We start from the raw sequence: 25,993 nt of genomic DNA on the forward strand, positions 1-25,993 counted from the left end.
GGCGTAGACACCGCCGGGGGCGTTGAGGGGGCTGCCGGGTGCGGTGTTGGCCCGGGCCAGGGGCAGCGCGATCTCGGTTAGGCGGGGCGGAACCGCGGGTGCGGTGCCGAGTGCACGCGCCAGGTCCCAGCGGTGGACCAGCATGTCGACGGCGTGGACGCCCAGCACCAGTTCGGTCGGCACCTGCCCCAGCCACGGCAGGAGCACGGTCTCGCCGGCCCGTTCGAGGACGGCCAGGCAGCGCGCGGCGATGCGCGCGAAATCGTCCCGGGGGTCGCCGTCCGCCTCGAAAGGCGGTAGCTCCGTCCGGGCGATGGCCTCGTGACGCTCGTTCATGTGGTGCAGCAGATCGGTGATCGTCCACCCGTCGCAGGGCGTCGGGTCCGCCATCGCGGCGTCGGGGATCACGGCGACGTCGTGGCCGATCAGGGCCAGTGCCGTGGCGTCGAGCCGGAGCAGATCGCTCATGTCGGGTCCCACCTTCGTTAGGCGAACGGTCGTACGCCAAAATAGCGTACATGCGTTCGCTATCATGGGGCCATGTCTCCTCGTCACTCTGCGGCCGAAGCGGCCAGGACGCGCGAGCGGATCGTGCGGACCGCGGTGCGGGACGCCTCCCGGCTCGGCCTGGAGGGGCTGACCGTGGGGACGCTCGCGCGGCGGCTCGACATGAGCAAGGCGGGCCTGGTCGGTCCGTTCGGCTCGCGGGACGGGCTGCTGATGGCCGCGCTCGAACAGGCGTGCCGGGTCTTCGACGCCGCGGTCACCGAACCGCTGGAGGGTCTGCCGCCCGGCCCGGAACGGCTGGAACGGCTGATCGACGGATGGGTGGACTACCTGGCCGACTGCCCGTTTCCCGGCGGCTGCTTCGTCACGGCCGCCTCGTCGGAACTCGACGGGCGCCCGGGGCCGCTGCGCGACCGGCTGCGTGAGATCGTCGCGTCCCAGCGCCGGGGGCTGACCGCGGCGGTCGCCGCCGCCCAGGCCGCCCTGCCGGGCCCGCACCGCCCTGCCGAGGAGGTCGCCATGACCCTGATCGGCCTGTCCATGGCCGCCAATCAGGAGATCCAACTGCTCAACGACGCGGAGGCGCCGGCTCGTGCGCGGGCCGCCATGCGTCACGCGGCCGGACTGCCCGCATGAGCCCCGAGCCGGGGACGGGCGCCCGTGCGATGCCCGTCCCCGGCGTGCGGCCGGATCAGGAGGGCTCGTCGCGCGACTCCAGGATGATGTCGAGTTCGAGCGGCATCCCGCCGGGGAGCGCGACCGAGCCGAAGACGAGCCGGCTGTGGCGGGTGGGCGCGAAGGCGGTGTCGAAGACCTCCGAGGCTCCGTCGGCCACCGCCGCATGGTCCCGGAAGCCGGGGTCACAGGCGATGTGGACGGCCAGCCTCACCACGCGGGCGACCCGCTCCAGGCCGGTTCCGGCGTCGATCACGGCGAGGGCGTTGAGGGCCGCCGCCCGTGCGGCGTCCCGGCCGCTCGCCGTGTCGAGTTCCGCTCCGAGGCGTCCCGTCACCAGCGGCGCCCCGTCGTGCAGGGGCAGCATTCCGCTGAGGAACAGCAGGCCGGAGGCGGCTGCGGAAGGAACGTAGGCGCCGAGCGGGCGGGGCGGCTCGGGCAGGTGCAGTCCAGCGGCCCGCAGTCGTGCGGCCGGGGCGCTCATCCGGCCGCACCGCCGGGCCTGGCGATGAGCGCGCCGACGGTGTCGTCGGCCTGGCCGGGGCGCCACCTCTCCCCGAGCAGCGTGTAGTTCATGCGGGGGAAGTAGCCGAGCCGGGTTCCGAGCTCACCGCTCAGCAGCGTCATGCGCTCGACGGTGCGGGCGTTGGCGAGCCGGCCGGCGTCGACGTAGCGGAACGGGGTCCCCGCACCGAGGCCGATGACCCGCCGCTTGGCCTCCTCGTCGTCGGAGACGACGTAGACGTCGCTGACGAGGCCGCCGAAGTCCGGCGCGTCGAAGACCTCCCACCACACGTTCTTGAAGGCGCCGACGACGCGGGTGTCCGGGAGGGCTTCGGCGATCCGCTCGGCGCCGCTGGTGTCCCAGGGGGTGATGAAGTCGCTGTAGTCGGCGTTGAACGGGTTGGTGATGTCGATGAGGATCTTGCCGGCCAGCGTCGCGCGCAGCGGTTCGAGCAGCGTCAGCAGGCCGTCCCGCAGGAAGATGGCCGGCAGCACGACGGGTGCGTCGAGTGCCTGGTCGTAGTCGCCGGCGGTGAGACCCGGGAGGTCGAGGCCGGAGGCGATCCCGCGGGCGCGCGCGGCGTCACGGGAGCCGAGGACCACGTCGTGCCCGGCACGGGCGTACATCGCCGCGAGCCGCACCCCCATCCGTCCCGTGCCGAGAATGCCGATCTTCACTGCCGGTTCCCTTCTGTCGTGTCCGCTTGCCGGACGGTGGCGGCCGGCCCGCGGCATCTCCGCGGACCGGCCGGACCCACATTACATAGCTATATAGCTAAATTCCAATACCTCTATGTAATCCGGCGGTCCTGTGACGCGGGACCGCGGGCGCCGCCGTCGCGGCGGCTACGCTGGCCGGCATGAGCGAGGTGGTGCAGGGGGTCGACATCGAGGTGCTGCGCGCCCTCTCCAACCGGGCGAGGCTGGACATCCTGCGCTGGCTCAAGGACCCCGCCGCGAACTTCGGCCACCAGGCGGTCGGCGACTTCGACGTCGAGGGGGTGTGCGTGTCGGTCATCCAGGAGCGCGCCGGCATGTCCCAGCCGACCGTCTCGGCCCACCTGAAGGTCCTGCACCAGGCCGGCCTCGTCACCCGGAAGAAGGTCGGCGCCTGGCAGTACTACAAGCGCGACGAATCGGCGATCCGCGACTTCACCGAGATCCTGGCCAGGGAACTCTGACACGGCGGCCCCGGAGTCACAGGCGATGTGGACGGCGAGCCTCACCGACCGGGTGGCCGAGTCCAGGTGAGGAAGACGGTGAGTGCCGCCAGGTTCCACACGACGACCTCCGCGCCGGCCTCGGCGAGGGCCGCCGCCGGCCGGTAGCCGCGCCCGAACCCCACCGGGTAGGCGCCGGACGCCAGCGCCGCAGCCATGTCGTACTCGGAGTCGCCCACATAGATCACCGGGCCCGGGGCGCCGGACGCGAGCCGGGACAGCGCGGACGCCTTGTCCCCCGCCGATCCGACGACGTCCGCCAGGAGGTGGTCGACGCCGAGCCGGCGGGCGTCCCGCAGTACCGAGTGGGACGCCGCCGCGCTCACGACGACGACGCGGACGCCGAGGGCCGCGGCGGCTCTGAGGATCTCGGACGCTCCCGTGCTCAGCGGCGCCGTCTCGGCCGCCATCTCCTCGTTCCACCGCTTCTCCGCCGCGTCCGACCGCCGTTCGGCGACTCCCAGGCCGATGAAGAACCGTCGCATCGGCAGGGTGAAGGCCGTCCGGAACTCCGGCTCGGTAAGGGGCGCCAGACCGTGTTCGCGGAGGACGCGGTTGGTGGCGCGGTGAGCCCGCCCGGCGTCGTCGACAAGGGTGCCGTTCCAGTCGAAGGCGAGCACACCGGGGCGCTCCGCGCCGTTCGTCGGCCTCATATGGGGCCGTCTCCCTCCAGGGAGGCGGAGATCCACCGCCCTTCACGGACGGTCCAGCGGTCATCGTTCAGGGAGAAGCGGCCGGCAGCCGTTCCGGAAGGGGCGGCGACTCGTCTGGTACGCCGTTCGATCCGCAGCCCGGGGCCGTCGTCGTACATCGTCACGACGCTTACGGCGTGCGGCCATTCGATCAGTGCGGGCATTCCCAGTTGCAGCACCCGGCCGTCCTGCGTCGCGTCCTGCCAATGCAGGTGCCCGTGCAGGACGACGGAGGGGGCGCGCCGTTTCCGGAGGGCTTCGGTGACCTGGACCGCGCCATCGAGCCCTCCAGGGAACCTGAGGCCCTGGTCGAGGATGGCCGCACGGCGGTCGATGAGCGGGAAGTGACTCAGCAGAATCAGCGGGGCGCCCGACGGAAGGCCGTCCGGGACGGAGCAGTCCGCGTCGTCGACGCGATACCCGGTGCCGGTGGCCGCGATCGGAACGCCCGCGAACGTGAACCCGTGCACGGCGCGGGCGAAGGGCGGGACCGCGAGCAGCGGATGCCCCAGCGTTCGCGCGGCCTGCGAAAGGGCGTTCTCGTGCGGGGCGACGTCGTGGTTGCCCGCCACCGCCATCACCGGCTTGCCGAAGTCCGTGAGCCTCCGCAGGGCGCGCACCATGACGTCCGGCTCCGCGAAATTGGTGACGTCCCCGAGAAGGACGATCGCGTCCACGGCCGAGTCCGCGATGACGCGCATCGCCTCGTCCCACAGCGTCCACGACTCCGGTAGCGGCAGCTCGTGGTTCCAGAAGCCGGGTGGTGTCGCCGGCGGGCACAGGTGGCTGTCGGTGATGACGGCCAGGCGCAGGGCGGCCATCAGAACCGGTGCTCCGCCAGGACACCGCCGGTGAGTTCACGGGCGGCCGACGCCGCCGCCGGGCGGCGCAGGACCAGCGACACGAACAACGCGTCCAGCAGGGAGAGGTGGGCGATGCGGCTGGTCATGGCCTCGATCCGGAACGAGGTCTCCCGGCTGCCCGCCACCAGGACGGTGTCCGCGACGGCGGTCAGGGGCGAGCGCGCGAAGCTGGTCAGCGCGATCGTCGCCGCCCGCACGCCCTGCGCCGCCTCCATCGCCGACACGGTCTCCCGCGTCGACCCCGTGTGGCTGACGGCCAGGCAGGCGTCGGACGGGCCGAGCAGCCGCGCGGCCACGTGCTGCACGTGGGCGTCCGCGGGCGCGTCGGCGTGGAGTCCTATGGTCATCAGGCGGTAGGCGAAGTCCTGGGCCAGCGGAGCCGACGTGCCGACCCCCACGAGCAGGATCCGCTCGGCCAGGTGGAGCGCGTCGACCGCCCTGTCCAGTTGCTCCGCGTCGATGGTGGAGCCGATGTCCCGGAGCGCCTCGGCGTCCGAAGTAATGATCTTGCCGAGGACGTCGATGGGCCGGTCGCCCGTCTCGACCCGCGACTCGATGAGCGCGTTCCCGCTGCCGAGCTCCCGGGCGATGGCCAGTTTCAGCGCATGGAACCCGCGCAGCCCGAGCCGCTGGCAGAACCGCACGACCGTGGACGCCGCGGTGCCCGCCTCCTCCGCGAGGTCGCTCACGGTCAGGTGGATCACCGCCTCCGGGTCGGCGAGGACCGCGTCCGCGACCCGGCGGTCCCCGCGGACGTAGGCGGGCCGCGCCGCCCGGATCTGAGCCAGGATCCCGGAATGCTCGCCGGCCCCGTCCTCACCGGAAGACGGCGCGGACGGCGGGGACGGCGGGGATGTGGACTTCATTGATGCCCTCCTGGATGTGAGTTCCAGAGCAAGCATAGCTGTGGAAGGAAATTCCATCCAGGGCTGTTGCGTGGATTTCCCGGTCTCGCTCTACCGTCTCCCCAGGTCAGGAACCACACCGGGCCTGGCGCGTCGGCGTGCGGCCGGCGGAGGGGTAGGGCATGCTCGGTCCGGTGACGGCGTCGCTGGTGCCGCGCCGCTCGCACGCCGCTCGACCGCAGCACACTGCCCACCCACGTCGCCGCTCCGCCGCGTCCTGTGCTGTGCCGGGTCCCGGGGGGCCGGTTTCCACGGAGGAACGCCGATGAGCCACCGCATCCTGCCGAACGCCGAGGTCGACCCGTCCGCGGAACTCGGCGCCGGAACGACCGTGTGGGGCCTCGCCCAGGTCCGCGAGGGCGCGCGGCTCGGCGCGGGCTGCATCGTGGGGCGCGGCGCGTACGTGGGCACGGGCGTGCGGATCGGCGACAACGTCAAGCTGCAGAACCACGCGCTCGTCTACGAGCCGGCCGTGCTGGAGGACGGCGTGTTCGTCGGGCCCGCGGTCGTCCTCACCAACGACCGTGCGCCCCGCTCGGTGACCCCGGACGGGACGCTGAAGCGGACCGCCGACTGGGAGGCCGTCGGGGTGCACGTCGCCGAGGGCGCCTCGCTCGGCGCGCGCAGCGTGTGCGTCGCGCCGGTGCGCATCGGGCGCTGGGCGATGGTCGCGGCCGGGGCGGTCGTGACCCGCGACGTCCCCGACTTCGGGCTGGTCGCGGGCGTTCCCGCCCGGCGGATCGGCTGGGTCGGCCGCGCCGGGGCCCGGCTGGCGGAACGGCCGGGTGAGCCGGGGACGTGGGAGTGCCCGGAGACCGGCGAGCACTACCTCGCGTCGTCTGCCGCCGACGGCTCCGGAGCGACGGTCATGGCCGCGGAGCAATGAGCCGGTCAGGGTTTGGCGTCGAGGCTCCTGTCCTGCCGCGTCGTCACGATGAGCCGGGGATTCCGGCGGGCCAGCCACCGGGCGAACGGGACCGACGTGCGGTCCATCACGATGACCCGGGCGAGCCCGGTCGGGTCGATGTCGCGCAGGACGCGCCGCCGCGCGATACGGGCCAGCAGGAGCGGCCGGACGTGCCGGTAGAACGGTACGAAGAGCCGGCGGTGGACGCGGCGCGAGGCCGTGGTCCGCGCGCGATCCAGCCGTGCGCCCCGCCGTCCGCGCCGCGCGACCGGCCGTACGACGATCCGCGGCATCCTGAAGACCAGCGTGTGTTCCAGCCACAGCAGCGGATGCCTGGCCTCGGCGTGGTCGAGCCGGTGCAGGCGCACCCGCTCGTCCAGGTCGTCCCAGCCGTCCGATTCGGCGGTCAGCAGATCGACCCGCGCCCCCTCCTCCGCCGCGAAGTGACCCGCCAGCCCGATGATCCGCCGGTACTGGCGGACGGGCTTCACGTTCGGCCTGGGGTCCATGGTCAGGCCGGGATCCATCGCCACGACCAGCACCCGCGGGGCCTGCGCACCGTTCATGCCGTCTCCCGGCGGCCACGGGCGGCCAGTTCGGTCAGCCCCCGCACCAGCGGCTCCAGCGTGCCGTTCCGTTCGAAGCGGTCCGCGTAGGCGCGGGCCTCCGCCACCTGCCGCCCGGTCAGGCCGGCCGCCGCCTTCGCGGCCTCGACCATCGAGACGGCGATGTCCGCCGGATCGAGCCCTCCGGGGTCGAACCACAGCGGATAGCCGCGCAGCAGTTCCTCGGCCGCCGACCCGGGCGAGTGGACCGACACGATGGGACGGCCCGCCGCCATGTACTCGAAGATCTTCCCGGACGTGACGTAGCGGCCACCGCCGTTCAGGAACACCAGGACGTCGGAGTCCCGGTAGACGTCGCCGAGGTCGGTCTTCGACACCGCCCCGCGGTAGAGCACCCCGGGGGCGAGCACCCGCCCATCGCCGTCCCCGGCGGCGGTTCCGGCGGCGGTTCCGGCGGCGAAACGCTGCCGGAGCACGGTCTCGGCGCCCTTGAAGAACCCGAAGTATCCGTAGATGTCGAGTTCGGCACGCACCATGTCGGAGTGCGCGCGGGCACGGGCGAACCCCTCGACCAGCTCCTCGATGGGCTGCTTGTCGGTGATCGTGCCGACGAAGGAGAACCGGGGCGCGTGCTCGCCCGTCTCCGCACGGGCGGCCGGCGGGGGCTCGGTGGTCCCGGGGAGGGTGTCGGCGTCCCATCCGTTCAGGACCGTCATCATGCGGCCCGCCGCCCGCGGGTAGCGATGGGCGTGCCAGGACCGCTGGGCGTCGTTGACGAACAGGGAGTTCGCCGCGGACTCCAGCACCCGGCGCTCCCAGCGCCAGGCGGGGTGCCCGTCCTCGAACCTCGGCTCCTCGCTGAACTGGTCGAGAGTCCACGAGTCCCGGTAATCGAGGACGTAGGGGGTGCGGGTCAGCTTGTGGAACAGCCACGCGGCGGCGAACGAGGCGAACGGGTTCCCCGTCGCGAGGACCACGTCGAACCTGCGCCGCGCGTGCATCCGCACCGCCCGCCGGACGGCGGCACGCGCCCAGGACGCGTAGTGCTCGGGGAACACGTGATTCTGCCCCCACGTGTACAGCGACTGGGCGAGTTGCGGGAACGTCCCCCGGAACGCGCTGTACTCGCGCAGGTCCGTCTGCCATGCGAAGCGGTTCAGCTTGGGCCGCACCACGGTGATCCGCGGGTCGATCGTCTCCATCAGCTTGTCGTCGACCGAGCCGAGCGTCCCGTACAGGAACGGCAGCGGCGCCGCGAAGACCGTGACGTCCCAGCCCAGCTCGGCCAGCCGGTTGGCGGCCGCCCGGGGGCGGAACACCCCGCTGGCGCGGGACGGCGGAAAGTAGAAGGCGAGGTACAGCAGGCGCGGGCGGTGCTCGGTCATCGGAGTCGTCCTCGGGCGTGTCCGGCCGGCGGCCGATCGCCGGCAACGGAGGCGATGGAGTAGGCGGGCCGCGCTCCGGCGTCGGCGATCACATCCGCCAGCTCGGACACGGTCACCAGCGACTGCGGGTCCGCGACGACGACGAGGTCGACGGACCGCGTGCGCAGCTCCCGGCCGATCACCCGCCGGCGGACCGCGGCGCGGTCGCGCCGGTAGCGGCGGGCCAGCCGGCTCTCGACGCGGCCGGCGACGCGCCGCCGGTAGCCGGCATCGATGCGGTCGCCGACCCCGCGGAGCGGTCCGGGGAGGCACACGTGCAGCAGCAGCCGCGGAATCCGGTACAGCAGAATCCGTACCGCGGCGGGACGGTAGCGACGTTCGAGCGCGGGCAGCTCGATGGCGTCGACACCGGCGGGGAGCGGGTCCCCCGTCCACGCCGACGCATCGCGGATGAGCACGGCCGCGTCGCCGCGCTCGGCGACGACCCGCGCGGATTCCCGGATCACCGCGGGCCGGCGGGAGGCGCCGAGGGCCACGAAAAGGACGTTCACGAGCCGTTCCCCCCGCCGGTGGCCATGTCGTCGTTCACGCCGACGTCCGCGCCGATGGCGGCGGCCTCGGGGAACCAGTACCGGTGGTGGACTTCGGCGACCACGCGATACCCGAAGCGCCCGTCCAGGACCTCGCGGGCCTTCGCCAGGTCGAGGCCGTCCGGGAAGCGGCCGCGCAACCGGCGATAACCCGCGACGACCGACGCCGCGCTCTCCGCGACGTCGATCATCTCCCCCGCGGCGCTCTCGATTCCGGCCAGCGTCCGCTCGGGGCCGCCGCAGCGCGTGACGAGCACCGGCAGGCCGGCCGCGACCGCCTCGACGATCGTCACGCCGAAGGTCTCCCACCGGGCCGCGTGCACGAGGAGATCGTGCTCCCGCATGAGCCGCGTGGCCTCGCCCGGGGCGACCGCGCCGAGGAACGACACCGCGCCGTCGACACCGAGTTCGGCGGCCCGCTCCGCGAGCCGTCCGGCCAGCTCGCCCGACCCGGCCATGGACAGTGTCAGCCCGGGGTCTTCGGCGCGGCATTCGGCGAACGCTTCCAGCAGCAGGTCGACGCCCTTGCGCTCGACGAGCGTGCCGACGTACAGCCAGCGGCGGAGCTCGGTGACGGGACGCGGCCGCGGCGACCCGAAGGAGACCGGGTTGGAGATCACCTCGATCTTGTGGGCGAGCGCCGGGAAGGCTTCGGCGAGCCGGTCCCGCAGCACGTCCGTCACCGCGAAGAAGCCGGTGCAGCGGTCCAGGACCCGCTCGTACATGTCCCGCGAGTCCGGCTGCGCGAGGACCTTGTCGAGGTAGGAGGCGTGCTCGGTGACGAACACGCGGGCGTCCGGGCGGGCGTTCTCCAGCGCCGTCCATCCCCCGCGCAGCCCCACATGCGCGTGCACGACCCGCGCCGGGATCGGCTCGCCGCCCAGCGCTTCACGTAGCCACGACGCGTGCTCCCGGGCGAGTTCCGCGAAGGTGCGGCCCGGGACCGCCGGCACCGGGACGCGCACCAGCCGGGCGCCCGCGACCGTCGGCGCGTCGCGCAGCGCGACCGGCAGGAGCCGCCGGTGGGCCGCGCACGCCGCCGCGTACTCCGGCCCAGGCCGCAGCCACCACGCTTCGGTGTGGTAGACGGTGACCGCGTCACAGCCCGGCGCCGTCGCCTCGACCATCGCCTGGACGAACGCCCCGGCCCACTCCTGCAGCGGGTTGGGATACCAGGGCGCGACGACGGCCACGTCCCTGCCGGCCGCGCGGTTCAGCGTCACCCCTCCCCCTGGGCGCCGATGAGGTCTCCGCCGGACATCGGCGGAGCGGGCGTCGCCGGAGGCGCCGTCCTCGCGGCGGCGGGCAGCAGCCCGCTGTAGACGCCGTCCAGGACCTCGGCCTGCACCTCCCACGACCACTCGTGCAGCAGGCCGGGCCGGTCGTCGTACACGGCGCGGTAGCGCTGCGGGTCGCCCCGCACCGCCTCGACCGCCCGCACATAGTCGTCGAGGTCCTCGGCGTGGAAGACCTCGCCCTGCCCGGTGGCCTTCACCATGCCGCCCATCGCCTCCACGTCGCTGACGACGATCGGCAGCCGCGCGTGCGAGTACTCGAAGAACTTCGTGATCAGCGCGATCTCGTGGTTGGGCCAGCGGTGGATCGGGATGACGCCGATGTCGGCCGCCGCCAGGAAGGGGACGACCTGGTCGAACGGCACGTACGGCAGCATGTGGACCCGGTCGGCGACGTCGAGCTCCACCGCGCGGCCGCGCAGCCCGCGCAGGTACTCGGACCGGGCAGTGGAGACGACCAGGGCGACGTGCAGCCCTGGCAGCCGCGGAAGCGCCTCGATCATGACGTCCAGGCCGCGCTGCACGCAGGCCCTGCCGCTGTAGACGGCGATCTGCGCGTCCGGGCCGACCCCGCACAGCTCCCGCAGGTCCGGGACGGGTTCGGTGCGGCCCGCATCGCCCCCGGTGAGCGGGGCGTTGAGCACGACGGTCGGCCGGTGCCGCAGGCCGTGGCGCTCGACGAGCCGGTCGGCGAGGACGTCCGAGACGGTCACCACCGCGTCGGCCGCGCCCGCGTACTCGCGCTCGTACGCGCACATGGCGGGCAGCCAGCCCGGCTGGGCGCCGCCCCAAGGCTTGATGCCCGGCAGGAATTCATGCACGTCCCACACGAGTTTCGTCTGCAGCCCCCTGGCGTGCGCCCGCCGCGCGGCGCGCGCCCCGACCCCGAGCATCCGGAAGTCGTTGGCGTGAATGATGTCGGGCTCGAGTTCGTCGATGACGCGCCGGTACGCGCCGTCCCAGTCCCACAGGTTGCGGTCGAGGACACGCCAGGCGCGGTCGCCGAGGAGCGCCTGCCAGAACCTGATCGCGCACCGCTCCAGGGGCGAGCGCGGGTCGTTGCGGGCCGCCGTGAGCGACTCCGTCTGGTGCACGCGCACCGCGACCCAGCGGGCCTGGAGCCTCGCCGAGACCCGCCGCGTCAGCAGCCACGCCCCACGCACCGGGCCGCCCCCGGGCGTGATCCTGCTCGCGGCGAGGTCGGCCCGCCGGGACTGGACGAGCCGGCGCCGGTAGTTCGCCACGCTCGGGTGCGCGTACGCGAGCGGACGGCGCAGCGTGGCGCGCACGACGCTGTGCCTGTTCCGGCGGAGCGTGTGCCGCAGCGGAAGGAGACGCACCCGGGCACCGCCCAGCATCCAGGAGCGGCCCCTCCTGCTCAGGACGCAGCCGAGGAGGTGGACCTCCCAGCCGGCGGCGGCGGAGGACGCCGCCGCCTTCTGCACCCGGGAGTCGCCCACGACGTCGTTGTCGACGAGCATGACGATGCGGCCGCGCGACGCAACGGGTTCCGGCTCCTCTTCGGTCAGCTTGTCTTCGGTCGGCATGCGACCCTCCAGCCGGGGTCGGCCGAGACCATCCGGTCCCGGACGTGGAATGCGTGGCCGGCCACGGCGCTGCGGCCGGCCGACCCGAGTCGATCAGGGGGGGGCGAGCCCCGCTCAGCAGGACGTCCGGGCATCACCCTCCCCTTCCGGGGCGCCGATGACGACGCGGTTGACGCCCCTCCAGCCGGCCGGGTCGGTGACGCGGCGTCCGTCCACCAGCGCCTTGACGCCGGGCAGGTCCGCGGCGCCGAGGTCGCGGTACTCGGCGTGGTCGGCCTGAACGATCGCGGCGGCGACCGGTTCGCCCCGGTGCGGAGGCAGGCCGAGTGACTCGAGTTCTTCGGCGGTGTACATCGGGTCGGAGACGTACGGGACGGCTCCATGTGCGCGCAGCACCTCGACTGTCGGAAAGACGCCGGAGAAGGCGGTCTCCTTGACGCCGCCCCGGTACGCCGCGCCGAGGACCAGCACCGGTGCGCCCGTGAGGTCGCCGTAGGCGCCGGTGAGGAGGCCGACCGCGTACTCGGGCATCGCCTCGTTGGCGTCCCGCGCAGCGCGGACGATGGTCGCGTCCGGATCGTTCCACAGGTACATACGCGGATATACCGGGATGCAGTGACCGCCGACCGCGATACCGGGCCGGTGGATATGGCTGTACGGCTGCGTGTTGCACGCCTCGATCACCTTGGTGACGTCCACCCCGATGGCGTCGGCGTGGCGCGCGAACTGGTTGGCGAGGCCGATGTTGACGTCGCGGTAGGTCGTCTCGGCGAGCTTGGCCAGCTCGGCCGCCTCCGCCGAGCCGAGGTCCCACACCCCGTTGGCACGTCCCAGGTCCGGACGCTCGTCGAAATCGAGGACCTGCTCATAGAACGCGACGCCGCGCCGTGCGGACGCCTCGTCGACACCGCCCACGAGCTTGGGATAGCGGCGCAGGTCGGCGAAGACCCGGCCGGTCAGCACCCGCTCGGGGCTGAACACCAGGTGGAAGCCGTCACCGGCGGTCAGCCCCGATCCGTCGGCGAGCATCGGCATCCAGCGGTTCCTGGTGGTGCCGACGGGAAGCGTGGTCTCGTAACTGACGAGCGTCCCGGGGCGCAGCCCCGCCGCGATCGACCGCGTCGCGGCGTCCATCCCGCCGAAATCGGGGACGCCCGCCGCGTCGACGAACAGCGGCACGACCACGACGACCGCCTCGGACCCCGCGACGGCCGCCGCCGTGTCCGTTGTCGCCGCCAACCTCCCGTCGGCGACCATCGCGGCGAGGCCGCGGCCCAGGCCGTCCTCACCGGGGAACGGCTCGCGGCCCGCGTTGACGTCGGCGACGACCCGCTCGTCCACGTCGGCGCCCACCACCCGGTGCCCGCGGCGCGCGAACTGCACCGCCAGCGGGAGACCGATCTTGCCGAGCGCGACCACGCAGATCCGCATCACCGCCCACCCCCGATGCCGCCCCGCGCCGGACGCGGCGATGCCGTGGCGCGGACGGGATGGAACGGGCACGTCTCGATCACCGGCGGCGCTCCTCCGCACGGCCGCCGGCGGCGGGCCGGACGGTTCGCGGGTTCAGCCGACACCCAGCACCTCCCCGTCCTGCAGCGAGACCGTCCCGCCGAGCTTCGCCGACTCCAGTACGGCCACCGAAACCTGCACGGTGCGCAGCCCCTCCCGCAGCGACACGATGTCCCCGGCGGGAACGCCCGCGACGCCGCCCGGCGCTCCGGTGCCCGCGCGGACGGCGTCCCTGAACCGCTCGTGCTCGGTCAGCAGCGGCTCCGGCTTCGGGATCGCGTAGCGGATCATGTCGCCCTGCGAGACGCCGACGAACGTCCGCAGCGCCTCCCACTGGGTGCCGACCTCGCCGTTCGCGTAGAACGTCAGGTCGGCGGTGAGGGTGTCCGCCACGCAGCAGCCGCGCTCCCCGGTGACGACGGTGGTGCGCTCCTTGAGCGGGCTCAGCCAGTTCACCAGATGGCTCACCATCGAGTCGTCCGTGAGACGGCCGACGGCGGCGACCATGTCCTCGTGCGGGCGCCCGCTGCGCGCCACCGTGTGCGCGGAGATCGACACGTAGTCCTGGCCGGTGACCCACGCGGTCAGGTCGATGTCGTGGGTGGCGAGATCCTTGACGACCCCGACGTCGGCGATCCGGTGCGGGAACGGTCCCTGCCGGCGCGTGACCACCTGGAAGACCTCGCCCAGCTCGCCCGCCTCCAGCCGGGCCCGCAGGCTCTGCAACGCCGGGTTGTACCGCTCGATGTGCCCGACGCCCGCGACCAGGCCCCGCGACTCGAACGCCGCCGTCAGCCGCTCCGCCGCCGCCACCGAGTCCGCCAGCGGCTTCTCGATCAGCGCGGCCACTCCGGCCTCGGCCAGCCGAAGCCCGACCTCCTCGTGCAACGCCGTCGGGCAGGCCACCACCGCGTAGTCGATGCCGAGCGCGAGCAGCTCCTCCAGTGAGCCCACCAGTGGCGCCCCGTACGGGGCGATCTCCGGCCGCCCCGCCGGGTCCATGACCCCGGCCAGCTCCACGCCGTCCAGCGCGGACAGCACCCGGGCATGGTTGCGGCCCATCGCCCCCAGCCCGACCAGGCCCGCCCGCAGCGCGGTCACAGAACCCCTCCGGCCTCGTTCACCGCGTCCGCCACCCGGATCAGCTCCTCCCCGGTGAGGCCGGGATGCACCGGCAGCGACAGCACCTCCGCCGCCGCGCGATCGGTCTCGGGCAGGTCCCAGCGCGGATCCGGCCGCCCGTCCCGCAGGAAGGGCGCGAGCCGGTGAACGGGCGTCGGATAGTAGACGGCACTGCCCACGCACCGCTCGTCCAGATGCCGCCGCACCCCGTCCCGGCCGCGGACCCGGACCGTGTACTGGTGGTAGACGTGCCGCGCACCGGCCGCGACCGGCGGCGGCACCGCACCGGTGATCTTCGCGTTCAGGAACGCGGCGTTGGCGCGCCGCCGCTCCGTCCAGTCCGCGAGCCGCTTCAACTGCTCGCGCCCGACGGCCGCGGCCACGTCCGTCAGCCGGGCGTTCAGGCCGACGACCTCGTTCGCGTACCGCTGCTCCATGCCCTGGTTGCGCAGCAGCCGCAACGTCCGCGCCGTCCGCGCGTCCGCGGTGGTGACCATGCCGCCCTCCAGGGCGTGCATGTTCTTGGTCGGGTAGAAGCTGAAGCAGCCGGCCGTGCCCAGAGCGCCCACCGGAGTGCCGTGCAGCGCGGCGGCGTGCGCCTGCGCCGCGTCCTCCACGACCGCGAGACCGTGCCTCCCGGCGAGCGGGACGAGCCGGTCCATCGCCGCCGGGTGCCCGTACAGATGGACGGGCATGATCGCCGCCGTACGCGGCCCGACCGCCGCCGCGGCGGCGTCCGGATCGAGGCAGAACGAATCCGCCTCGATGTCGGCGAACACGGGGCTGGCCCCCACCAGCCGCACGGCGTTGGCGGTGGCCGCGAACGTGAACGACGGCACGATCACCTCGTCCCCCGGGCCGACGCCCAGCGCCAGCAGCGCCAGATGCAGCGCGGACGTCCCCGAGTTGACCGCGACGCAGTGCCGCCCGGCGACCAGCCCGGCGAACTCCTCCTCGAACGCCGCGACCTCCGGCCCCTGCACGACCCGTCCGCCGCGCAGCACGCGAACCGCCGCCTCGACCTCCGCATCGCCGATCACCGGACTCGCCGCAGGGATCGGCTCCTCGGCTTCCACGGGCATGAGCAGACTCCTATGCACCACGTCGACGCGATCACCGAACGTAGGCGACGGCATACCCTCTGTGTCGGAGTTAATCATCGCGTCATCGGCTCGGCCTCGGACGGCGGCCCCGGAGCGTCCTACAGGTCGTTGCCGGCGTAGGAGAGGTTGAAGCTCTTGTTGACCAGGGGGAAGTCGGGGACGATCACGCCGGTCAGGGCGATCGGGAGGGCCGGCCAGTTGAAGAAGGACGGGTCGACGATCTTGGTGCGGGTGAGGGTGCCGTCGGGTGCCAGTTCGACCCGGTGGACGATCGTGCCGCGCCAGCCCTCGACGATGCCGACGCCGGAGACGGGGCCGGCGGGCGGGGCCAGCGGCGGCCAGTAGGTGACCACGCCCGGGGACATGCCGTAGGCCAGGTCCCCGATGAGCGCGGCGGAGACGGCGATCTCCTCGGCGCGGACCTGGAAGCGGGCCAGGACGTCGCCGGTGGTGCCGGTGACGACGCGCAGGGAGGGGCGGAGGTCGGTGAACGGGTGGTCGCGGCGGGCGTCGGTGCCGAGGCCGCTCGCGCGGGCGACGTAGCCGAGGGTTCCGAGGTCGCGGGCGGCCTGGGCGGGCAGTACGGCGGTGCCGGTGAAGCGGTCGGCGACCACGGTGTGGGAGAGGGCCAGGCGGGCGAGCTCGGCGGCGTCCTCGGCGATGGCGGTCAGCCGCGCGGGCGCGGGGATGGTCCGCAGGGCGGCGCCGCCCAGCACCACGCCGCCGCGGAGGAGGCGGTGCCCGGTGACCTCGGCGTTGAGGCGCAGGAGGCTTTCGCGGATGCGGCCGAACTGGGAGTTCAGGATGGAGTGTCCGACGTCGTTGCACAGCGCGCCGAGGTCGGTGACGTGGTTGTAGAGGCGTTCGAGCTCCAGGAGCATCGCCCGCATCCGCCGGGCGCCCGGGGAGACCTCGATTCCGGCGGCTTCCTCGACCGCCATGCAGAACGCGAGGGCGTGGCCGACGGTGGTGTCGCCGCTGACGCGTTCGGCGATCGGCAGCGCGTCGCCGGGGACGCGGCCGTGGAAGAGCTTCTCCAGGCCGCGGTGCACGAACCACAGCCGCGCCTTGAGCTTGAGGATGCTCTCCCCGACGACGGAGAACCGGAAGTGGCCGGGGCCGATCATGCCCGCGTGGACGGGCCCGACCGGGATCTCGTACACGCCGGGGCCCTCGACGGTGACGAACGGGTAGGGGCCCTCGGGGTCGCCGAACTCCGGCGGCGGCCCGGCGTCGGCGCGCATCGGGTACCAGCCGCGGGGCCAGTGGTGGTGCCGGACGAGGCGGCGCGGCAGCGGATGGTCCTCGGGGACGATCCCGTACAGGTCGCGCATCTCGCGTTCGAACCGCCCGGCGGGGAAGCTGAGCCCGGCCAGGCTCGGCAGGGCGGGCCGGCCGGGGTCGAGCCGGACCTGCAGCTCGGTGCGCCGGTCCGGGGACGCCCCGGTGAAGAGGTACACGACGCGCAGCGCGTCGGGGTCGTGGTGGGCGGCGGCGAGCGCGAGCCGGTCGCCGCGGTCCAGGAGCGCGGCGGCCCGCTCGGGCAGCGCACCGGCGTCGATGTCGGTCGTGCGACGTTCGTCCGAAGTCATCCGGAGACCCCCGTAACGATCTCGGTGGCGGCGTCGAGGAGGGGGCGGAGCGGCCAGGCGGCCACGCCGATCAGCGCGCAGGCGGCGAGGCCCGCGCCCATCGCGGCGGTGAGCGCGCGCGGTGGCCGGAGCCCGGTGCCGGCGGGCCCGGTGCCGGCGGGCCCGGTCGCGGGGAGCGCGGCGGCGCCGGGCGCGTCCGGGCGCGAGCCCAGCAGCATTCCGGCCATCCGGGCGGAGACGGCGGCCATGACGACCAGCGTCAGCACGAGCGCGGCCGTCACGGCCCAGCCGAGTCCGGTGGAGAACCCGGCCCGCACCATGGCGACCTCGGTGGCGAACAGGGTGAACGGCGGGAATCCCAGCAGGGCCAGCAGCCCGGCGCCCAGGAAGAAGGAGAGCACCGGTGCCCGGCCGCCCAGGGCCCGCACGGCGTCGATGCGGCTGGTGCCCAGGGCCTGGTGGACGCGGCCGGCGGCCAGGAACGAGACGGCCTTGGCCAGGCCGTGGCCGAGGATGTGCAGCAGCACCGCGCCCATGGCGAGCCGCGTCCCGATCGCGGTGCCGAGGGCGAGGAGGCCCATGTGCTCGATGCTGGAGTAGGCGAGCATCCGCTTGAGGTCCCGCTGGCCGAGCAGCAGCGCGGCCGCCAGCGCCACGGAGGCCAGGGCGACGATGAGGAGCAGCGTCCGGGCGAAGCCGGTGCCGAGCGCGACGTCGGCGATCACCTTCACGCGCAGGACGGCGTACAGCGCCACCGAGAGCAGGACGCCCGACATCAGCGCGGACACCGGGGCGGGGGCCTGGCCGTGCGCGTCCGGCAGCCAGGCGTGCAGCGGGGCGAGCCCGGCCTTGGCGCCGAACCCGAGGATCAGCAGCGCCACGGCGATGCGGGTCACGTCCGGGTCGAGGGACGCGGCGTGCGCCGACAGCCGGGCCCAGTCGAGCGCACCGGACGACGGGACCTGCGCGTGCCGGGCGGCGAAGTGCAGCAGGACGATGCCGAGCAGCGCCAGCGCGATCCCGGCCGAGCAGATCACCACGTACTTCCACGCGGCCTCGACGGCGTTGCGGGTGCGGCGGTGCCCGACGAGGAACGCGGTGACGATCGTGGTCGCCTCCACCGCGACCCACAGGACACCGAGGCTGGACGCCAGCACGGCCAGCGCCATCGAGGCGATGAACCCCTGCGTCAGGAGCCCGTACCGGCGCGCGTCGGCGGGGGTGGCGCGGCCCGCCGCCCGCTCGGCGGCCAGGTAGGAGGGGCTCGCGAGCATCGCCAGGAGCGCCACCGCACCGATCACGATCAGCATCAGGGCGGTGAGGGCGTCGGCGCGCAGCAGCCCGCCGAGGCCGGTGCGCGGCCGGCCGACCGCCAGGAAGGCCAGGCAGACCGCCGCGGCCAGCACGCCGGCCGCGGCGGCCGGGGCGAGCCACGCGGTGCCGCGCCGCCACCCGAGCGCGGCGTACCCGCCGGCGGCCAGCACCGGCACGGCGACCGGGGCGGTCAGCAGGATCGTCGTCATCATCAGTCGTGCAGCTCCCGCAGGTCGTCCAGGTCGCTGTCGCCGAACACGTCGCGGATGCGGGCCGTGAGGACCTGGAGCACCAGCACCGCCAGCAGCACGTCCAGCGACATCCCGAGCTCCACGATGAACGGCACGCCGGTGGTGGTCAGGAACGCGACGGCCGTGATGCCGTTGTCCATCATCAGGAACCCCGCCACCTGGGAGAGCGCGCGGCGCCGGGTGACCAGCACGAAGAACCCGAGCAGGACGACCGTGAGCGCCACCGGGACGGCGCGGGTGGCCGGGGACGGCGCCAGCTCCACCACCGGGCGCGCCACGGCGAAGGACAGCAGCGCCAGCAGCGCGGCGGCGACCAGCGACGAGGCCACGTTCACCAGCGGCTCGGTCTCCCGGAACGCCCCGCCGGCGAGCATCGCCCGGCGCAGCATCAGCGGCAGCACGGCGGCGCGCAGGACCAGTATCCCGGCGGCCAGCGCGAGCGTCGCCGCGTGGCCCTCGTGCAGGCCGAGGACGGCGACGAGGGCGGCGAGGGCCGCGCCCTGGACGGCGAACAGCCGGACGATCGCCGCCAGGTCGCGCCGCCACAGCGCGAGGACGCCCGCCAGCAGCAGGGCGCCGCAGGCCAGGTCGAGGGCGTGGACGTAGAGGCCGCCGCTCATGGCGCCGCCAGGAAGAAGGAGGCGGCGACGGCGAGCAGCGCCATCAGGAACGATCCCGCCAGCAGCTCGGGTACGCGGAACATCCGCAGTTTGGCCATGAACACCTCGCCGGCGGCCAGGGCGCCGCCCAGGACGACGACCTTGGCGCCGAACGCCAGCAGCGCGACCGGGAGCATGAGCATCGACGTCCCGGCGATGCCCCAGGGCGCGAAGAGGTTGGCGAACAGGCCGAGCAGCACCGTGAGCCGCATCGCCGACGCCCATTCGACGAGGGCGAGGTCCGGCCCGGCGTACTCCAGCACCATCGCCTCGTGGATCATCGTCAGCTCCAGGTGGGTGGACGGGTTGTCCACCGGGATGCGGCCGGTCTCGGCGATCGTGACGATGGCCAGCGCGACCGCCGCGAGCAGGCTCACCGGGGACGCCACCAGCTGCGGGTCGTGGAGCGTGGTGCTGACGATCTCACCGAGGTTCGTGGAGCCGACCCGCGCCGACAGCGCGAACACCGACAGCAGGATCGTCGGCTCCACCAGCGCCAGCACGACCATCTCGCGGCTGGCGCCCATGCCGCCGAACGCGGTGGCGGTGTCCAGGCCGGCGAGCGCGAGGAACACCGTGCCGAGCGCCAGCAGCGCGATCACCGCGAACAGGTCCGCGATGCCGTCCAGCGGCGAGGCGGTGGTGACGAGCGGGACCACCCCGGCGGCCACCAGCGCGGTGCCCGCCAGCACCAGCGGCGCCGCGCGGAACAGCACGCCGGTGCCGTGCGGGGCGATCGGCTCCTTGCGCAGCAGCTTGCGCAGGTCGCGCCACGGCTGGGCGACCCCGGCCCCGGCGCGTCCCTCCAGCCGGGCCCGGACCTGCCGCATCACCCCCACCAGCAGCGGCGCGCCCGCCGCCACCAGCAGGACCTGGGCGACCGCGCCGACGGTTCCCGCGGCGCTCATCGGGTCACCGCCAGGAAGATCAGCATCGCGGTGAAGGCGTAGAAGCCGTAGCCGACGTAGCGGTGCACGCTGCCGTTCGCGAGCGGGCGGGCGGCGTGTCCGGTCCAGCGTGCCGCCGCCAGCACCGGCCGGTACAGCCGGTGCTCGATCCGGTCGGCCACCCCGGTCCGGTAGCGGACGCTGTCGATCAGGTACGCCGACTCCTCGACCGGGGTGACGTCCAGGTCGGTCTCGGGCGCGAGGACGTCGTCGAAGACCCGCACCAGCGGCTCGGCGAAGGAGGTGGCGGTGTACTCCATCCGCGCGGAGGCGGGCCCGGCGCCGCAGTCCCACGGCCGGGCCCGGCGGCGGGCCCGGCCGGCCGCGGCCGCCCGGAGCACCCCGGTCAGCACGACGGCCGCCACCAGCAGCGCGACGGTGATCAGGAGCGGGGACATGGTGCTCGGCATCCCGGCCGGCCGGAGAACGACGGGGCCGGTGACGGGGTCGGCGCCCGGCCCGGCCACCGCCGCCGCGACGCCGACGGCGCGGGACAGCCCGCCGGCGACCAGCCCCGGCGCCAGCGCGGCGGCGACGCAGCCCACGGCGGCCAGGGCCATCCCGGCGATCATCGCCGGTGGGCTCTCGCGCGCCCGCTCGGCGCCCGCGCCGCGGGGCCGCGCCAGGAACCCGACGCCGAAGGCCTTGGTGAAGGCGGCGATCGCCAGGCCCGCGGACAGCGCCACCACCGCGACCGCGACCGGCATGGTGACGGCGGCGACCGTGCCGCTGTCGGGGAGCGCGTGGACGAGACTCTGCAGCAGCAGCCACTCGCTGACGAACGCGCTGCCCGGCGGCAACGCCGAGGCCATCAGCGCCCCGACGCCGAACAGCGCGGTCGTGGCCGGCATCGGCGAGCGCAGGCCGCCGAGGGCGTCCAGGTCCCGGGTCCCGGTCGCGCGCAGGACCGAGCCGGCGGCGAGGAACAGCAGCGTCTTGAACCCCGCGTGGTTGACGACGTGCAGCATCGCCGCGGTCAGCGCGAGCGCCGCCATGGTGCGGGCGCCCGAGACCGACAGCAGGCCCGCCGCGCCCACGCCGATCAGGACCAGGCCCATGTTCTCGCAGGTCGAGTAGGCCAGCAGCCGCTTCAGGTCGGTGGCCACCACCGCCTGCAGGATTCCGTACAGGGCCGACACGGCACCGGCCGCGAGGACGAGCAGCCACCACCAGGACGGCCCGCCGCCGAGCAGGTCCAGTCCCACCCGGACGATCCCGTACACGCCCATGTTCACCATCGCCGCGCTCATCAGCGCGGACACGTGGCTGGGCGCCTCGGGGTGGGCGCGGGGCAGCCAGACGTGCAGCGGCACGATGCCCGCCTTGGAGGCGAACCCGGCCAGCGTCGCCACGAACACGGCGCTCCGGACGGCCGGGGGGAGGCCGCCCGCGGCCTCCCGCAGCCGGTCGAACGACTCGCCGTGGGACGCGGCGGCGAATCCGGCGAGGCCCGCGAGGATCGTCACCAGTCCCAGGTGGGTCATGACCGCGTACCAGAGCCCGGCCTCCCCCACCGACGCGCGCCGCCGGTGCTCGGCGACGACCAGCAGCAGCGACGTGATCGCCATGAGCTCCCAGGCGAGCAGGAACGTGGTCACGCTCGCCGCCGCGGGAACCAGGAGCATCGCCAGCACGAACAGCGGCAGCATGGCCTGCACGGCCCGGCCGTCCAGGCCGTGCCCGGCGTCGGCGCCGTCCCGTCCCGGGCGGCTGTAGCCGGTCGCGTACACGGCGGCGCACACCGCGACCGCGCCGGTGACGGCGATGAACAGCCCGCCCAGGGGATCGACCGTCAGGCGCACACCGGCCAGGGGCAGCAGGTCCGGCAGCCACGCCGACCACGGGCGGCCCGCCATCGCGGAGAGGCCGGCGGCGACGGCGGCGGCACCCGCGGCGGCCGTCGCCCCGCCCACGGCGGCCGGGCGGACCCGGCGCGGGAGCGCGGCACCGGCGGCGGCGAGCAGCCCGAGGGCCAGGGCCGCGCCGAAGGCGGCACCGGTCAGGTTCGTCATCGGCCGGTGAGCCCGCGCAGCGCCGCGACGATCGCCTCCGGCTCCGGCGGGCAGCCCGGCACCTCGGTGTCGACCGGCACGACGTCGTCCACCGCGCCCGCCACCCCGTACGCGCCGGCGAACACGCCGCAGCCGCGGGCGCAGTCGCCGAGCGCGACCACGACCTTCGGCGCCGGCACCGCCTCATGGGTGCGCCGGAGCGCCACCCGCATGTTGCGGGTCACCGGCCCGGTCACCAGCAGCGCGTCGGCGTGCCGTGGCGACGCGACCAGCCGCGCCCCGTACCGCTCGGCGTCGTGGACGGGCCCGAACGCCGAGGCGATCTCGACCTCGCAGCCGTTGCAGGACCCGGCGTCCACGTGCCGGATCTGGACCGACCCCCGCAGCTCGGCCGCGGCCTCGGGGACGGCGCCTCCGGGGCGCGCGGGCGGGTCCTCGGCGACCCGCCCGGTCCTGATGATCTTGCGGAGCAGCTCTCTCACCGGGTTCCCCGACATGCGATGGCGGACAGGGCGGCGCGGCGGCGAAACCTTCGCATCCTGCGCAATTGCCAATATTAGCAATCGTTGAGGTGTGCAATGAACGGGACCGGCGCGCGCCGTCCGCGCTACCGGGCCCGGTGTTCGCCCTTCGGGCGGTCGGCGCGCAGGTCGTCCAGGAGTTCCGCCTGCCCCGTGAGCACCCCGGTGAGGATCGACCGCGCGACCGCGAGGAGGTCGGCCACCTGGGGGCTGGTCAGCGAGTAGATGACCGTCACCCCCTCCTTTCGGGAGACGACCAGCCCGGCCCGGCGCAGCACGGCGAGCTGCTGGGACAGGTGGGCCGGCTCGATCCCGACCTCCGGGAGCATCTCGGCGACCGCGTGGTCGCGCTCGCTCAGCAGCTCCAGCACGCGGATCCGGGCGGGGTGCCCGAGCGTCTTGAAGAACTCGGCCTTGAGCTGGTACAGCGGCGTGCTCACGGCAGGCGGCCCCTCGGGGTCTCCGCAGCGGCCGGCCGGTGATACTGGGTCCACCCGGCGGCGTTTCTGCTGGATAGGCGGTCGGTTAGCAAATATGGCAATTGCTAATGCTAGCAACTCCTCGCCGGGCGGAGGCCCCGCTCCGGCCGGGCGCCCAGCCGGGACGGGGCCTGATCGGGCCGGGCTACCGGGGGATCCGGTAGGTCACGTGGGTGACCATGCCGGTGCCCGACACGGCGGCCGGTTCCAGCCGGAGGTCGCCGACGCCGGTGAAGAGCCGCTCCCCCGCGCCGAGCACGATCGGGGCGATGTGCAGGCGCAGCTCATCGATCAGGCCCGCCGCCAGGTACTGGTTCACCGTCTGCGCTCCGCCGCAGATCGCGACCTCCTGGCCGCCCGCCGCCTCCCTCGCATGCTCCAGCGCGGACTCGATGCCGCCGGTGACGAAGTTGAACGTCGTGCCGCCCTTCATCGGGACCGGCTCGCGCGGGTGGTGGGTCAGGACGAAGACCGGTGCGTGGTAGGGCGGCTCCTCGCCCCACCAGCCCTTCCACTCCAGGTCCCACTCGCCGCGTCCCGAAGCGAACATGTTGCGGCCCATGACGAACGCCCCGGCCGCGGTGATGGCCTCGATGACGTCGGCGTGGGCGTCGGCCTCCTCGAACATCCACCGGTGCAGCCGTTCGCCGTTCTCGCCGAGCGGCTGGTCCAGCCGCTGGTCCGGTCCGGCGACGTATCCGTCGACGGACATCCCGATGTCGCAGGTCACCTTGCTCATGTCGACTCCTCCCGCGGCGCCCCTCCGGCACCGCTCACCAGATGGTCGGAGCGGCCGGCGCGTTCTCGACATACCCCCGCGAAGAAGGGAGGTCCTCCCCACCCCGGCACCGGCCGGCCGCTGAACCTCCCGCACCGCCCCGCGTAGGGTGATGGCGGCCACGGGGGGAAACCTGGAATCGTTGAACCGGACTCCGCCCGGTCCGCGTGCTGTAGGTGTCGCGTCTGCGGCGGGGGACCGGACCAGGGGAGGACGTGCTGACCACCGATAGCCGCATGGAGCGGGTGAACGACGAGGCCGCCGGCGACGGGCACGCCGGCGAGCCCGCGCAGGATGCCGCCCGGAAGCCGGGCGGCCGGGGTCCGCGGGGCGGGCCGGGGTGGCGCCGGACCGCGGGCCGGGCGGGCACCGTCGCCGCCTTCCTGTTCGTGCTGGCGGCGCTCGTCGCGCCGGTCGAGTCCACCCTCCTGACCCCGGGCGCGTTCGCGCGGATCCCGGTGGAGGGGATCGCCGGCGCCGCCCTGATCCTCGTCGTGCCGGCGAGGGCGCGGCGGTACGTCGCCGGGGCGGCGGGCGCCCTGCTGGGGCTGCTGTTCATCCTGAAGGTCATGGACATCGGCTTCGAGGCCGTGATGTTCCGGCCGTTCGACCTCGTCCTCGACTGGCCGCTGCTCGGTCCCGGCCTCGAGTTCGTCGAGAGGTCGTCCGGCCGGACGGGAGCGATCGGCGTGCTGGTCCTCGCGGTGGTGCTGGCCGTCGCCGTGGCCGTGCTCATGTCGCTGTCGGCGCTGCGGCTGGGCCGCGTGGCCGTCCGGCACCGCAGGACGACCGCGCGCACCGCCGCCGTGCTCGGCGCCGTGTGGGTCCTGTGCGCGGCGCTGGGCGTCCAGGCGACCGACGGGCTGCCGGTCGCGTCCAGGAGCACCGCCGTCCTCGCCTATGACCACACGATGCAGGTTCGGTCCAGCCTGAACGACGGGGAGGAGTTCGCCAAGGCCGCCGCCGTCGACGCGTTCCGCGACACGCCCCCCGACCGGTTGCTGACGGGGCTGCGCGGCAAGGACGTCGTCCTGGCCTTCGTGGAGAGCTACGGGCGCTCGGCGCTGGAGCACCCCGAGTACGCGGCGCAGGTCGGCGGCCTCCTGGACGCGGGCACGCGGCGCCTGGACGACGCCGGGTTCGCGGCGCGCAGCGGCTGGCTCACCTCCCCCACCACCGGCGGCGGGAGCTGGCTGGCGCACGCCACCCTGCTGTCGGGCCTCTGGGTCGACAACGAGCAGCGCTACCGGACCCTCGTCAACAGCGACCGCTTCACCCTCAACCACGCGTTCCAGCGGGCCGGCTCCCGGACGGTCGCGCTCATGCCGGCCATCACCCGGACCTGGCCGGAGGGCGGGTTCTTCGGCTACGACAAGGTGTACGACAGCCGCAACATCGGCTACCGGGGGCCGCGCTTCGCGTTCGCCACGATGCCCGACCAGTACACGCTGTCGGTCCTCCAGCGCAACGAGCTCGCGGGCGACGACCGCGCCCCCGTGATGGCGGAGGCGTCCCTGGTGTCGAGCCACGCGCCGTGGGCCGCGATACCCCGCCAGGTCCCTTGGGACCAGGTCGGCGACGGCTCGGTCTTCCAGGGCATGGGCAAGGGTGACGACGCGCCGTGGCCGCCGCCCGACAAGATCCGCGGTGAGTACCGCAAGTCCGTCGAGTACACGCTGAACACGCTCATCTCCTACATGGAGACCTACGGCGACGACGACACCGTGCTCGTCTTCCTCGGCGACCACCAGCCGTCCCCGGTCCTCGCGGGCCAGGGCGCGAGCCGGGACGTGCCGATCACGGTGGTCGCCAAGGACGAGGCGGTCCTGGCGAAGATCTCCGGGTGGGGCTGGCAGGACGGCCTCAAGCCCGCGAAGAACGGCCCGGTCTGGCCGATGCACGCGTTCCGCGACAGATTTCTCACGGCTTTCGGCGGCTGACCTGATTGGCGGGATCGCATCCCGGGAATGGTCCACGATGATCAGAATCCGCAGGTGCCCGACCCACCCCCCGCCAACTCCTGTGGAAGGCTCAGCATGCCGTACCC

26 protein-coding genes are annotated in these 25,993 nt (G+C 74.0%); 4 read left to right on the top strand and 22 right to left on the bottom strand.

From position 1 onward, the window contains the following. Positions 1 to 468, bottom strand: a 468-nt coding sequence (locus E1289_RS24810; RefSeq protein ID WP_131984165.1) for a maleylpyruvate isomerase family mycothiol-dependent enzyme, incomplete at its 3' end; no start/stop codon positions are given. A 72-nt stretch (positions 469 to 540) separates the two neighbouring features. On the opposite strand from E1289_RS24810, the gene E1289_RS24815 reads away from it, so the two are divergent. Beyond that, positions 541 to 1,143: a TetR/AcrR family transcriptional regulator gene (locus E1289_RS24815; RefSeq protein ID WP_131984167.1), complete on the top strand. Its 603-nt coding sequence runs from the start codon at positions 541 to 543 to the stop codon at positions 1,141 to 1,143. Positions 1,144 to 1,198: 55 nt separating this feature from the next. Here the strand turns inward: E1289_RS24815 and E1289_RS24820 are convergent, their stop codons facing one another. Both E1289_RS24820 and E1289_RS24825 read right to left on the bottom strand, forming a co-directional pair. Further along, positions 1,199 to 1,666, bottom strand: coding sequence for a RidA family protein (locus E1289_RS24820; RefSeq protein ID WP_131984169.1), 468 nt, complete (start codon positions 1,664 to 1,666; stop codon positions 1,199 to 1,201). Next, on the bottom strand, positions 1,663 to 2,364 hold the full coding sequence (locus tag E1289_RS24825) for an NAD(P)-binding domain-containing protein (protein ID WP_207929126.1): 702 nt from the start codon (positions 2,362 to 2,364) through the stop codon (positions 1,663 to 1,665). The genes E1289_RS24820 and E1289_RS24825 overlap by 4 nt, the downstream gene beginning before the upstream one ends. A 182-nt stretch (positions 2,365 to 2,546) precedes the next feature. Between E1289_RS24825 and E1289_RS24830 the strand changes: the two genes are divergently transcribed. Continuing rightward, positions 2,547 to 2,867, top strand: a complete 321-nt coding sequence (locus tag E1289_RS24830) for a metalloregulator ArsR/SmtB family transcription factor (protein ID WP_131984173.1) — start codon at positions 2,547 to 2,549, stop codon at positions 2,865 to 2,867. Between the two features lie 41 nt (positions 2,868 to 2,908). On the opposite strand, the gene E1289_RS24835 is transcribed toward E1289_RS24830, so the two are convergent. From E1289_RS24835 to E1289_RS24845, 3 genes are read right to left on the bottom strand one after another with little or no spacing between them, the layout of a single operon-like run. Further along, positions 2,909 to 3,559, bottom strand: a complete 651-nt coding sequence (locus tag E1289_RS24835) for an HAD hydrolase-like protein (protein WP_131984175.1) — start codon at positions 3,557 to 3,559, stop codon at positions 2,909 to 2,911. Beyond that, positions 3,556 to 4,419, bottom strand: a complete 864-nt coding sequence (locus tag E1289_RS24840; protein WP_131984177.1) for a metallophosphoesterase — start codon at positions 4,417 to 4,419, stop codon at positions 3,556 to 3,558. The genes E1289_RS24835 and E1289_RS24840 overlap by 4 nt, the downstream gene beginning before the upstream one ends. After that, positions 4,419 to 5,327, bottom strand: coding sequence for a MurR/RpiR family transcriptional regulator (locus E1289_RS24845; RefSeq protein WP_131984179.1), 909 nt, complete (start codon positions 5,325 to 5,327; stop codon positions 4,419 to 4,421). The genes E1289_RS24840 and E1289_RS24845 overlap by 1 nt, the downstream gene beginning before the upstream one ends. A 304-nt stretch (positions 5,328 to 5,631) precedes the next feature. Between E1289_RS24845 and E1289_RS24850 the strand changes: the two genes are divergently transcribed. Then, a complete protein-coding gene (locus E1289_RS24850) occupies positions 5,632 to 6,252 on the top strand; it encodes an acyltransferase (RefSeq protein ID WP_131984182.1) in 621 nt (206 codons plus the stop codon). 5 nt (positions 6,253 to 6,257) lie between these two features. On the opposite strand, the gene E1289_RS24855 is transcribed toward E1289_RS24850, so the two are convergent. The 16 genes from E1289_RS24855 to E1289_RS24930 all read right to left on the bottom strand — a co-directional run bounded on the left by E1289_RS24855 (position 6,258) and on the right by E1289_RS24930 (position 23,907). Continuing rightward, positions 6,258 to 6,839, bottom strand: coding sequence for a hypothetical protein (locus E1289_RS24855; RefSeq protein ID WP_131984184.1), 582 nt, complete (start codon positions 6,837 to 6,839; stop codon positions 6,258 to 6,260). Further along, positions 6,836 to 8,224 (bottom strand): glycosyltransferase, encoded by a 1,389-nt coding sequence (locus E1289_RS24860; protein WP_207929127.1) that lies wholly within the window; start codon positions 8,222 to 8,224, stop codon positions 6,836 to 6,838. The genes E1289_RS24855 and E1289_RS24860 overlap by 4 nt, the downstream gene beginning before the upstream one ends. Beyond that, positions 8,221 to 8,775, bottom strand: a complete 555-nt coding sequence (locus tag E1289_RS24865) for a hypothetical protein (protein ID WP_131984186.1) — start codon at positions 8,773 to 8,775, stop codon at positions 8,221 to 8,223. Before E1289_RS24865 ends, E1289_RS24860 begins: the two co-directional genes overlap by 4 nt. Continuing rightward, a complete protein-coding gene (locus tag E1289_RS24870) occupies positions 8,772 to 10,037 on the bottom strand; it encodes a glycosyltransferase (protein WP_207929128.1) in 1,266 nt (421 codons plus the stop codon). The genes E1289_RS24865 and E1289_RS24870 overlap by 4 nt, the downstream gene beginning before the upstream one ends. Then, positions 10,034 to 11,656 (bottom strand): glycosyltransferase family 4 protein, encoded by a 1,623-nt coding sequence (locus E1289_RS24875; RefSeq protein ID WP_207929129.1) that lies wholly within the window; start codon positions 11,654 to 11,656, stop codon positions 10,034 to 10,036. Before E1289_RS24875 ends, E1289_RS24870 begins: the two co-directional genes overlap by 4 nt. A gap of 114 nt (positions 11,657 to 11,770) precedes the next feature. After that, a complete protein-coding gene (locus E1289_RS24880) occupies positions 11,771 to 13,087 on the bottom strand; it encodes a nucleotide sugar dehydrogenase (protein WP_131984188.1) in 1,317 nt (438 codons plus the stop codon). Positions 13,088 to 13,222: 135 nt separating this feature from the next. Continuing rightward, the gene (locus tag E1289_RS24885; protein ID WP_131984190.1) at positions 13,223 to 14,269 is read right to left on the bottom strand and encodes a Gfo/Idh/MocA family oxidoreductase; all 1,047 of its coding nucleotides are present in this window, start codon (positions 14,267 to 14,269) and stop codon (positions 13,223 to 13,225) included. Further along, complete coding sequence (locus E1289_RS24890; protein ID WP_131984192.1) at positions 14,266 to 15,372, bottom strand: DegT/DnrJ/EryC1/StrS family aminotransferase; 1,107 nt, start codon at positions 15,370 to 15,372, stop codon at positions 14,266 to 14,268. Before E1289_RS24890 ends, E1289_RS24885 begins: the two co-directional genes overlap by 4 nt. A 119-nt stretch (positions 15,373 to 15,491) precedes the next feature. Continuing rightward, the gene (locus E1289_RS24895; protein ID WP_131984194.1) at positions 15,492 to 16,985 is read right to left on the bottom strand and encodes an NADH-quinone oxidoreductase subunit C; all 1,494 of its coding nucleotides are present in this window, start codon (positions 16,983 to 16,985) and stop codon (positions 15,492 to 15,494) included. Further along, positions 16,982 to 18,511, bottom strand: a complete 1,530-nt coding sequence (locus E1289_RS24900; RefSeq protein ID WP_131984196.1) for a proton-conducting transporter membrane subunit — start codon at positions 18,509 to 18,511, stop codon at positions 16,982 to 16,984. The genes E1289_RS24895 and E1289_RS24900 overlap by 4 nt, the downstream gene beginning before the upstream one ends. Next, on the bottom strand, positions 18,511 to 19,170 hold the full coding sequence (locus E1289_RS24905) for a hypothetical protein (protein WP_131984198.1): 660 nt from the start codon (positions 19,168 to 19,170) through the stop codon (positions 18,511 to 18,513). Before E1289_RS24905 ends, E1289_RS24900 begins: the two co-directional genes overlap by 1 nt. Continuing rightward, the gene (locus E1289_RS24910; RefSeq protein WP_131984200.1) at positions 19,167 to 20,117 is read right to left on the bottom strand and encodes a respiratory chain complex I subunit 1 family protein; all 951 of its coding nucleotides are present in this window, start codon (positions 20,115 to 20,117) and stop codon (positions 19,167 to 19,169) included. The genes E1289_RS24905 and E1289_RS24910 overlap by 4 nt, the downstream gene beginning before the upstream one ends. Further along, on the bottom strand, positions 20,114 to 22,168 hold the full coding sequence (locus E1289_RS24915; RefSeq protein WP_131984202.1) for a proton-conducting transporter membrane subunit: 2,055 nt from the start codon (positions 22,166 to 22,168) through the stop codon (positions 20,114 to 20,116). Before E1289_RS24915 ends, E1289_RS24910 begins: the two co-directional genes overlap by 4 nt. Next, positions 22,165 to 22,650, bottom strand: a complete 486-nt coding sequence (gene nuoB / locus E1289_RS24920; RefSeq protein WP_243713119.1) for an NADH-quinone oxidoreductase subunit NuoB — start codon at positions 22,648 to 22,650, stop codon at positions 22,165 to 22,167. Before nuoB ends, E1289_RS24915 begins: the two co-directional genes overlap by 4 nt. Positions 22,651 to 22,775: 125 nt before the next feature. Beyond that, a complete protein-coding gene (locus E1289_RS24925) occupies positions 22,776 to 23,129 on the bottom strand; it encodes a metalloregulator ArsR/SmtB family transcription factor (RefSeq protein WP_131984206.1) in 354 nt (117 codons plus the stop codon). A gap of 184 nt (positions 23,130 to 23,313) precedes the next feature. Next, positions 23,314 to 23,907 (bottom strand): dihydrofolate reductase family protein, encoded by a 594-nt coding sequence (locus tag E1289_RS24930; protein WP_131984208.1) that lies wholly within the window; start codon positions 23,905 to 23,907, stop codon positions 23,314 to 23,316. Between the two features lie 254 nt (positions 23,908 to 24,161). Here E1289_RS24930 and E1289_RS24935 point away from each other — a divergent pair, with 254 nt between their 5' ends. After that, positions 24,162 to 25,886 (top strand): sulfatase-like hydrolase/transferase, encoded by a 1,725-nt coding sequence (locus tag E1289_RS24935; RefSeq protein WP_131984210.1) that lies wholly within the window; start codon positions 24,162 to 24,164, stop codon positions 25,884 to 25,886. Positions 25,887 to 25,993: the final 107 nt, after the last annotated feature.

This window comes from Actinomadura sp. 6K520 (assembly GCF_004349245.1).
Lineage (GTDB): Bacteria > Actinomycetota > Actinomycetes > Streptosporangiales > Streptosporangiaceae > Spirillospora.

Excerpts from the sequence above, each read along its gene's own strand:
- E1289_RS24855 (WP_131984184.1), bottom strand. The coding sequence starts at position 6,839 with ATGAACGGTGCGCAGGCCCCGCGGGTGCTGGTCGTGGCGATGGATCCC.
- E1289_RS24895 (WP_131984194.1), bottom strand. The coding sequence starts at position 16,985 with ATGACTTCGGACGAACGTCGCACGACCGACATCGACGCCGGTGCGCTG.
- E1289_RS24845 (WP_131984179.1), bottom strand. The coding sequence starts at position 5,327 with ATGAAGTCCACATCCCCGCCGTCCCCGCCGTCCGCGCCGTCTTCCGGT.
- E1289_RS24820 (WP_131984169.1), bottom strand. The coding sequence starts at position 1,666 with ATGAGCGCCCCGGCCGCACGACTGCGGGCCGCTGGACTGCACCTGCCC.
- E1289_RS24930 (WP_131984208.1), bottom strand. The coding sequence starts at position 23,907 with ATGAGCAAGGTGACCTGCGACATCGGGATGTCCGTCGACGGATACGTC.
- E1289_RS24910 (WP_131984200.1), bottom strand. The coding sequence starts at position 20,117 with ATGAGCGCCGCGGGAACCGTCGGCGCGGTCGCCCAGGTCCTGCTGGTG.
- E1289_RS24890 (WP_131984192.1), bottom strand. The coding sequence starts at position 15,372 with ATGCCCGTGGAAGCCGAGGAGCCGATCCCTGCGGCGAGTCCGGTGATC.
- E1289_RS24905 (WP_131984198.1), bottom strand. The coding sequence starts at position 19,170 with ATGAGCGGCGGCCTCTACGTCCACGCCCTCGACCTGGCCTGCGGCGCC.
- E1289_RS24880 (WP_131984188.1), bottom strand. The coding sequence starts at position 13,087 with ATGCGGATCTGCGTGGTCGCGCTCGGCAAGATCGGTCTCCCGCTGGCG.
- E1289_RS24835 (WP_131984175.1), bottom strand. The coding sequence starts at position 3,559 with ATGAGGCCGACGAACGGCGCGGAGCGCCCCGGTGTGCTCGCCTTCGAC.
- E1289_RS24860 (WP_207929127.1), bottom strand. The coding sequence starts at position 8,224 with ATGACCGAGCACCGCCCGCGCCTGCTGTACCTCGCCTTCTACTTTCCG.
- E1289_RS24830 (WP_131984173.1), top strand. The coding sequence starts at position 2,547 with ATGAGCGAGGTGGTGCAGGGGGTCGACATCGAGGTGCTGCGCGCCCTC.
- E1289_RS24815 (WP_131984167.1), top strand. The coding sequence starts at position 541 with ATGTCTCCTCGTCACTCTGCGGCCGAAGCGGCCAGGACGCGCGAGCGG.
- E1289_RS24840 (WP_131984177.1), bottom strand. The coding sequence starts at position 4,419 with ATGGCCGCCCTGCGCCTGGCCGTCATCACCGACAGCCACCTGTGCCCG.
- E1289_RS24900 (WP_131984196.1), bottom strand. The coding sequence starts at position 18,511 with ATGATGACGACGATCCTGCTGACCGCCCCGGTCGCCGTGCCGGTGCTG.
- E1289_RS24875 (WP_207929129.1), bottom strand. The coding sequence starts at position 11,656 with ATGCCGACCGAAGACAAGCTGACCGAAGAGGAGCCGGAACCCGTTGCG.
- E1289_RS24915 (WP_131984202.1), bottom strand. The coding sequence starts at position 22,168 with ATGACGAACCTGACCGGTGCCGCCTTCGGCGCGGCCCTGGCCCTCGGG.
- E1289_RS24850 (WP_131984182.1), top strand. The coding sequence starts at position 5,632 with ATGAGCCACCGCATCCTGCCGAACGCCGAGGTCGACCCGTCCGCGGAA.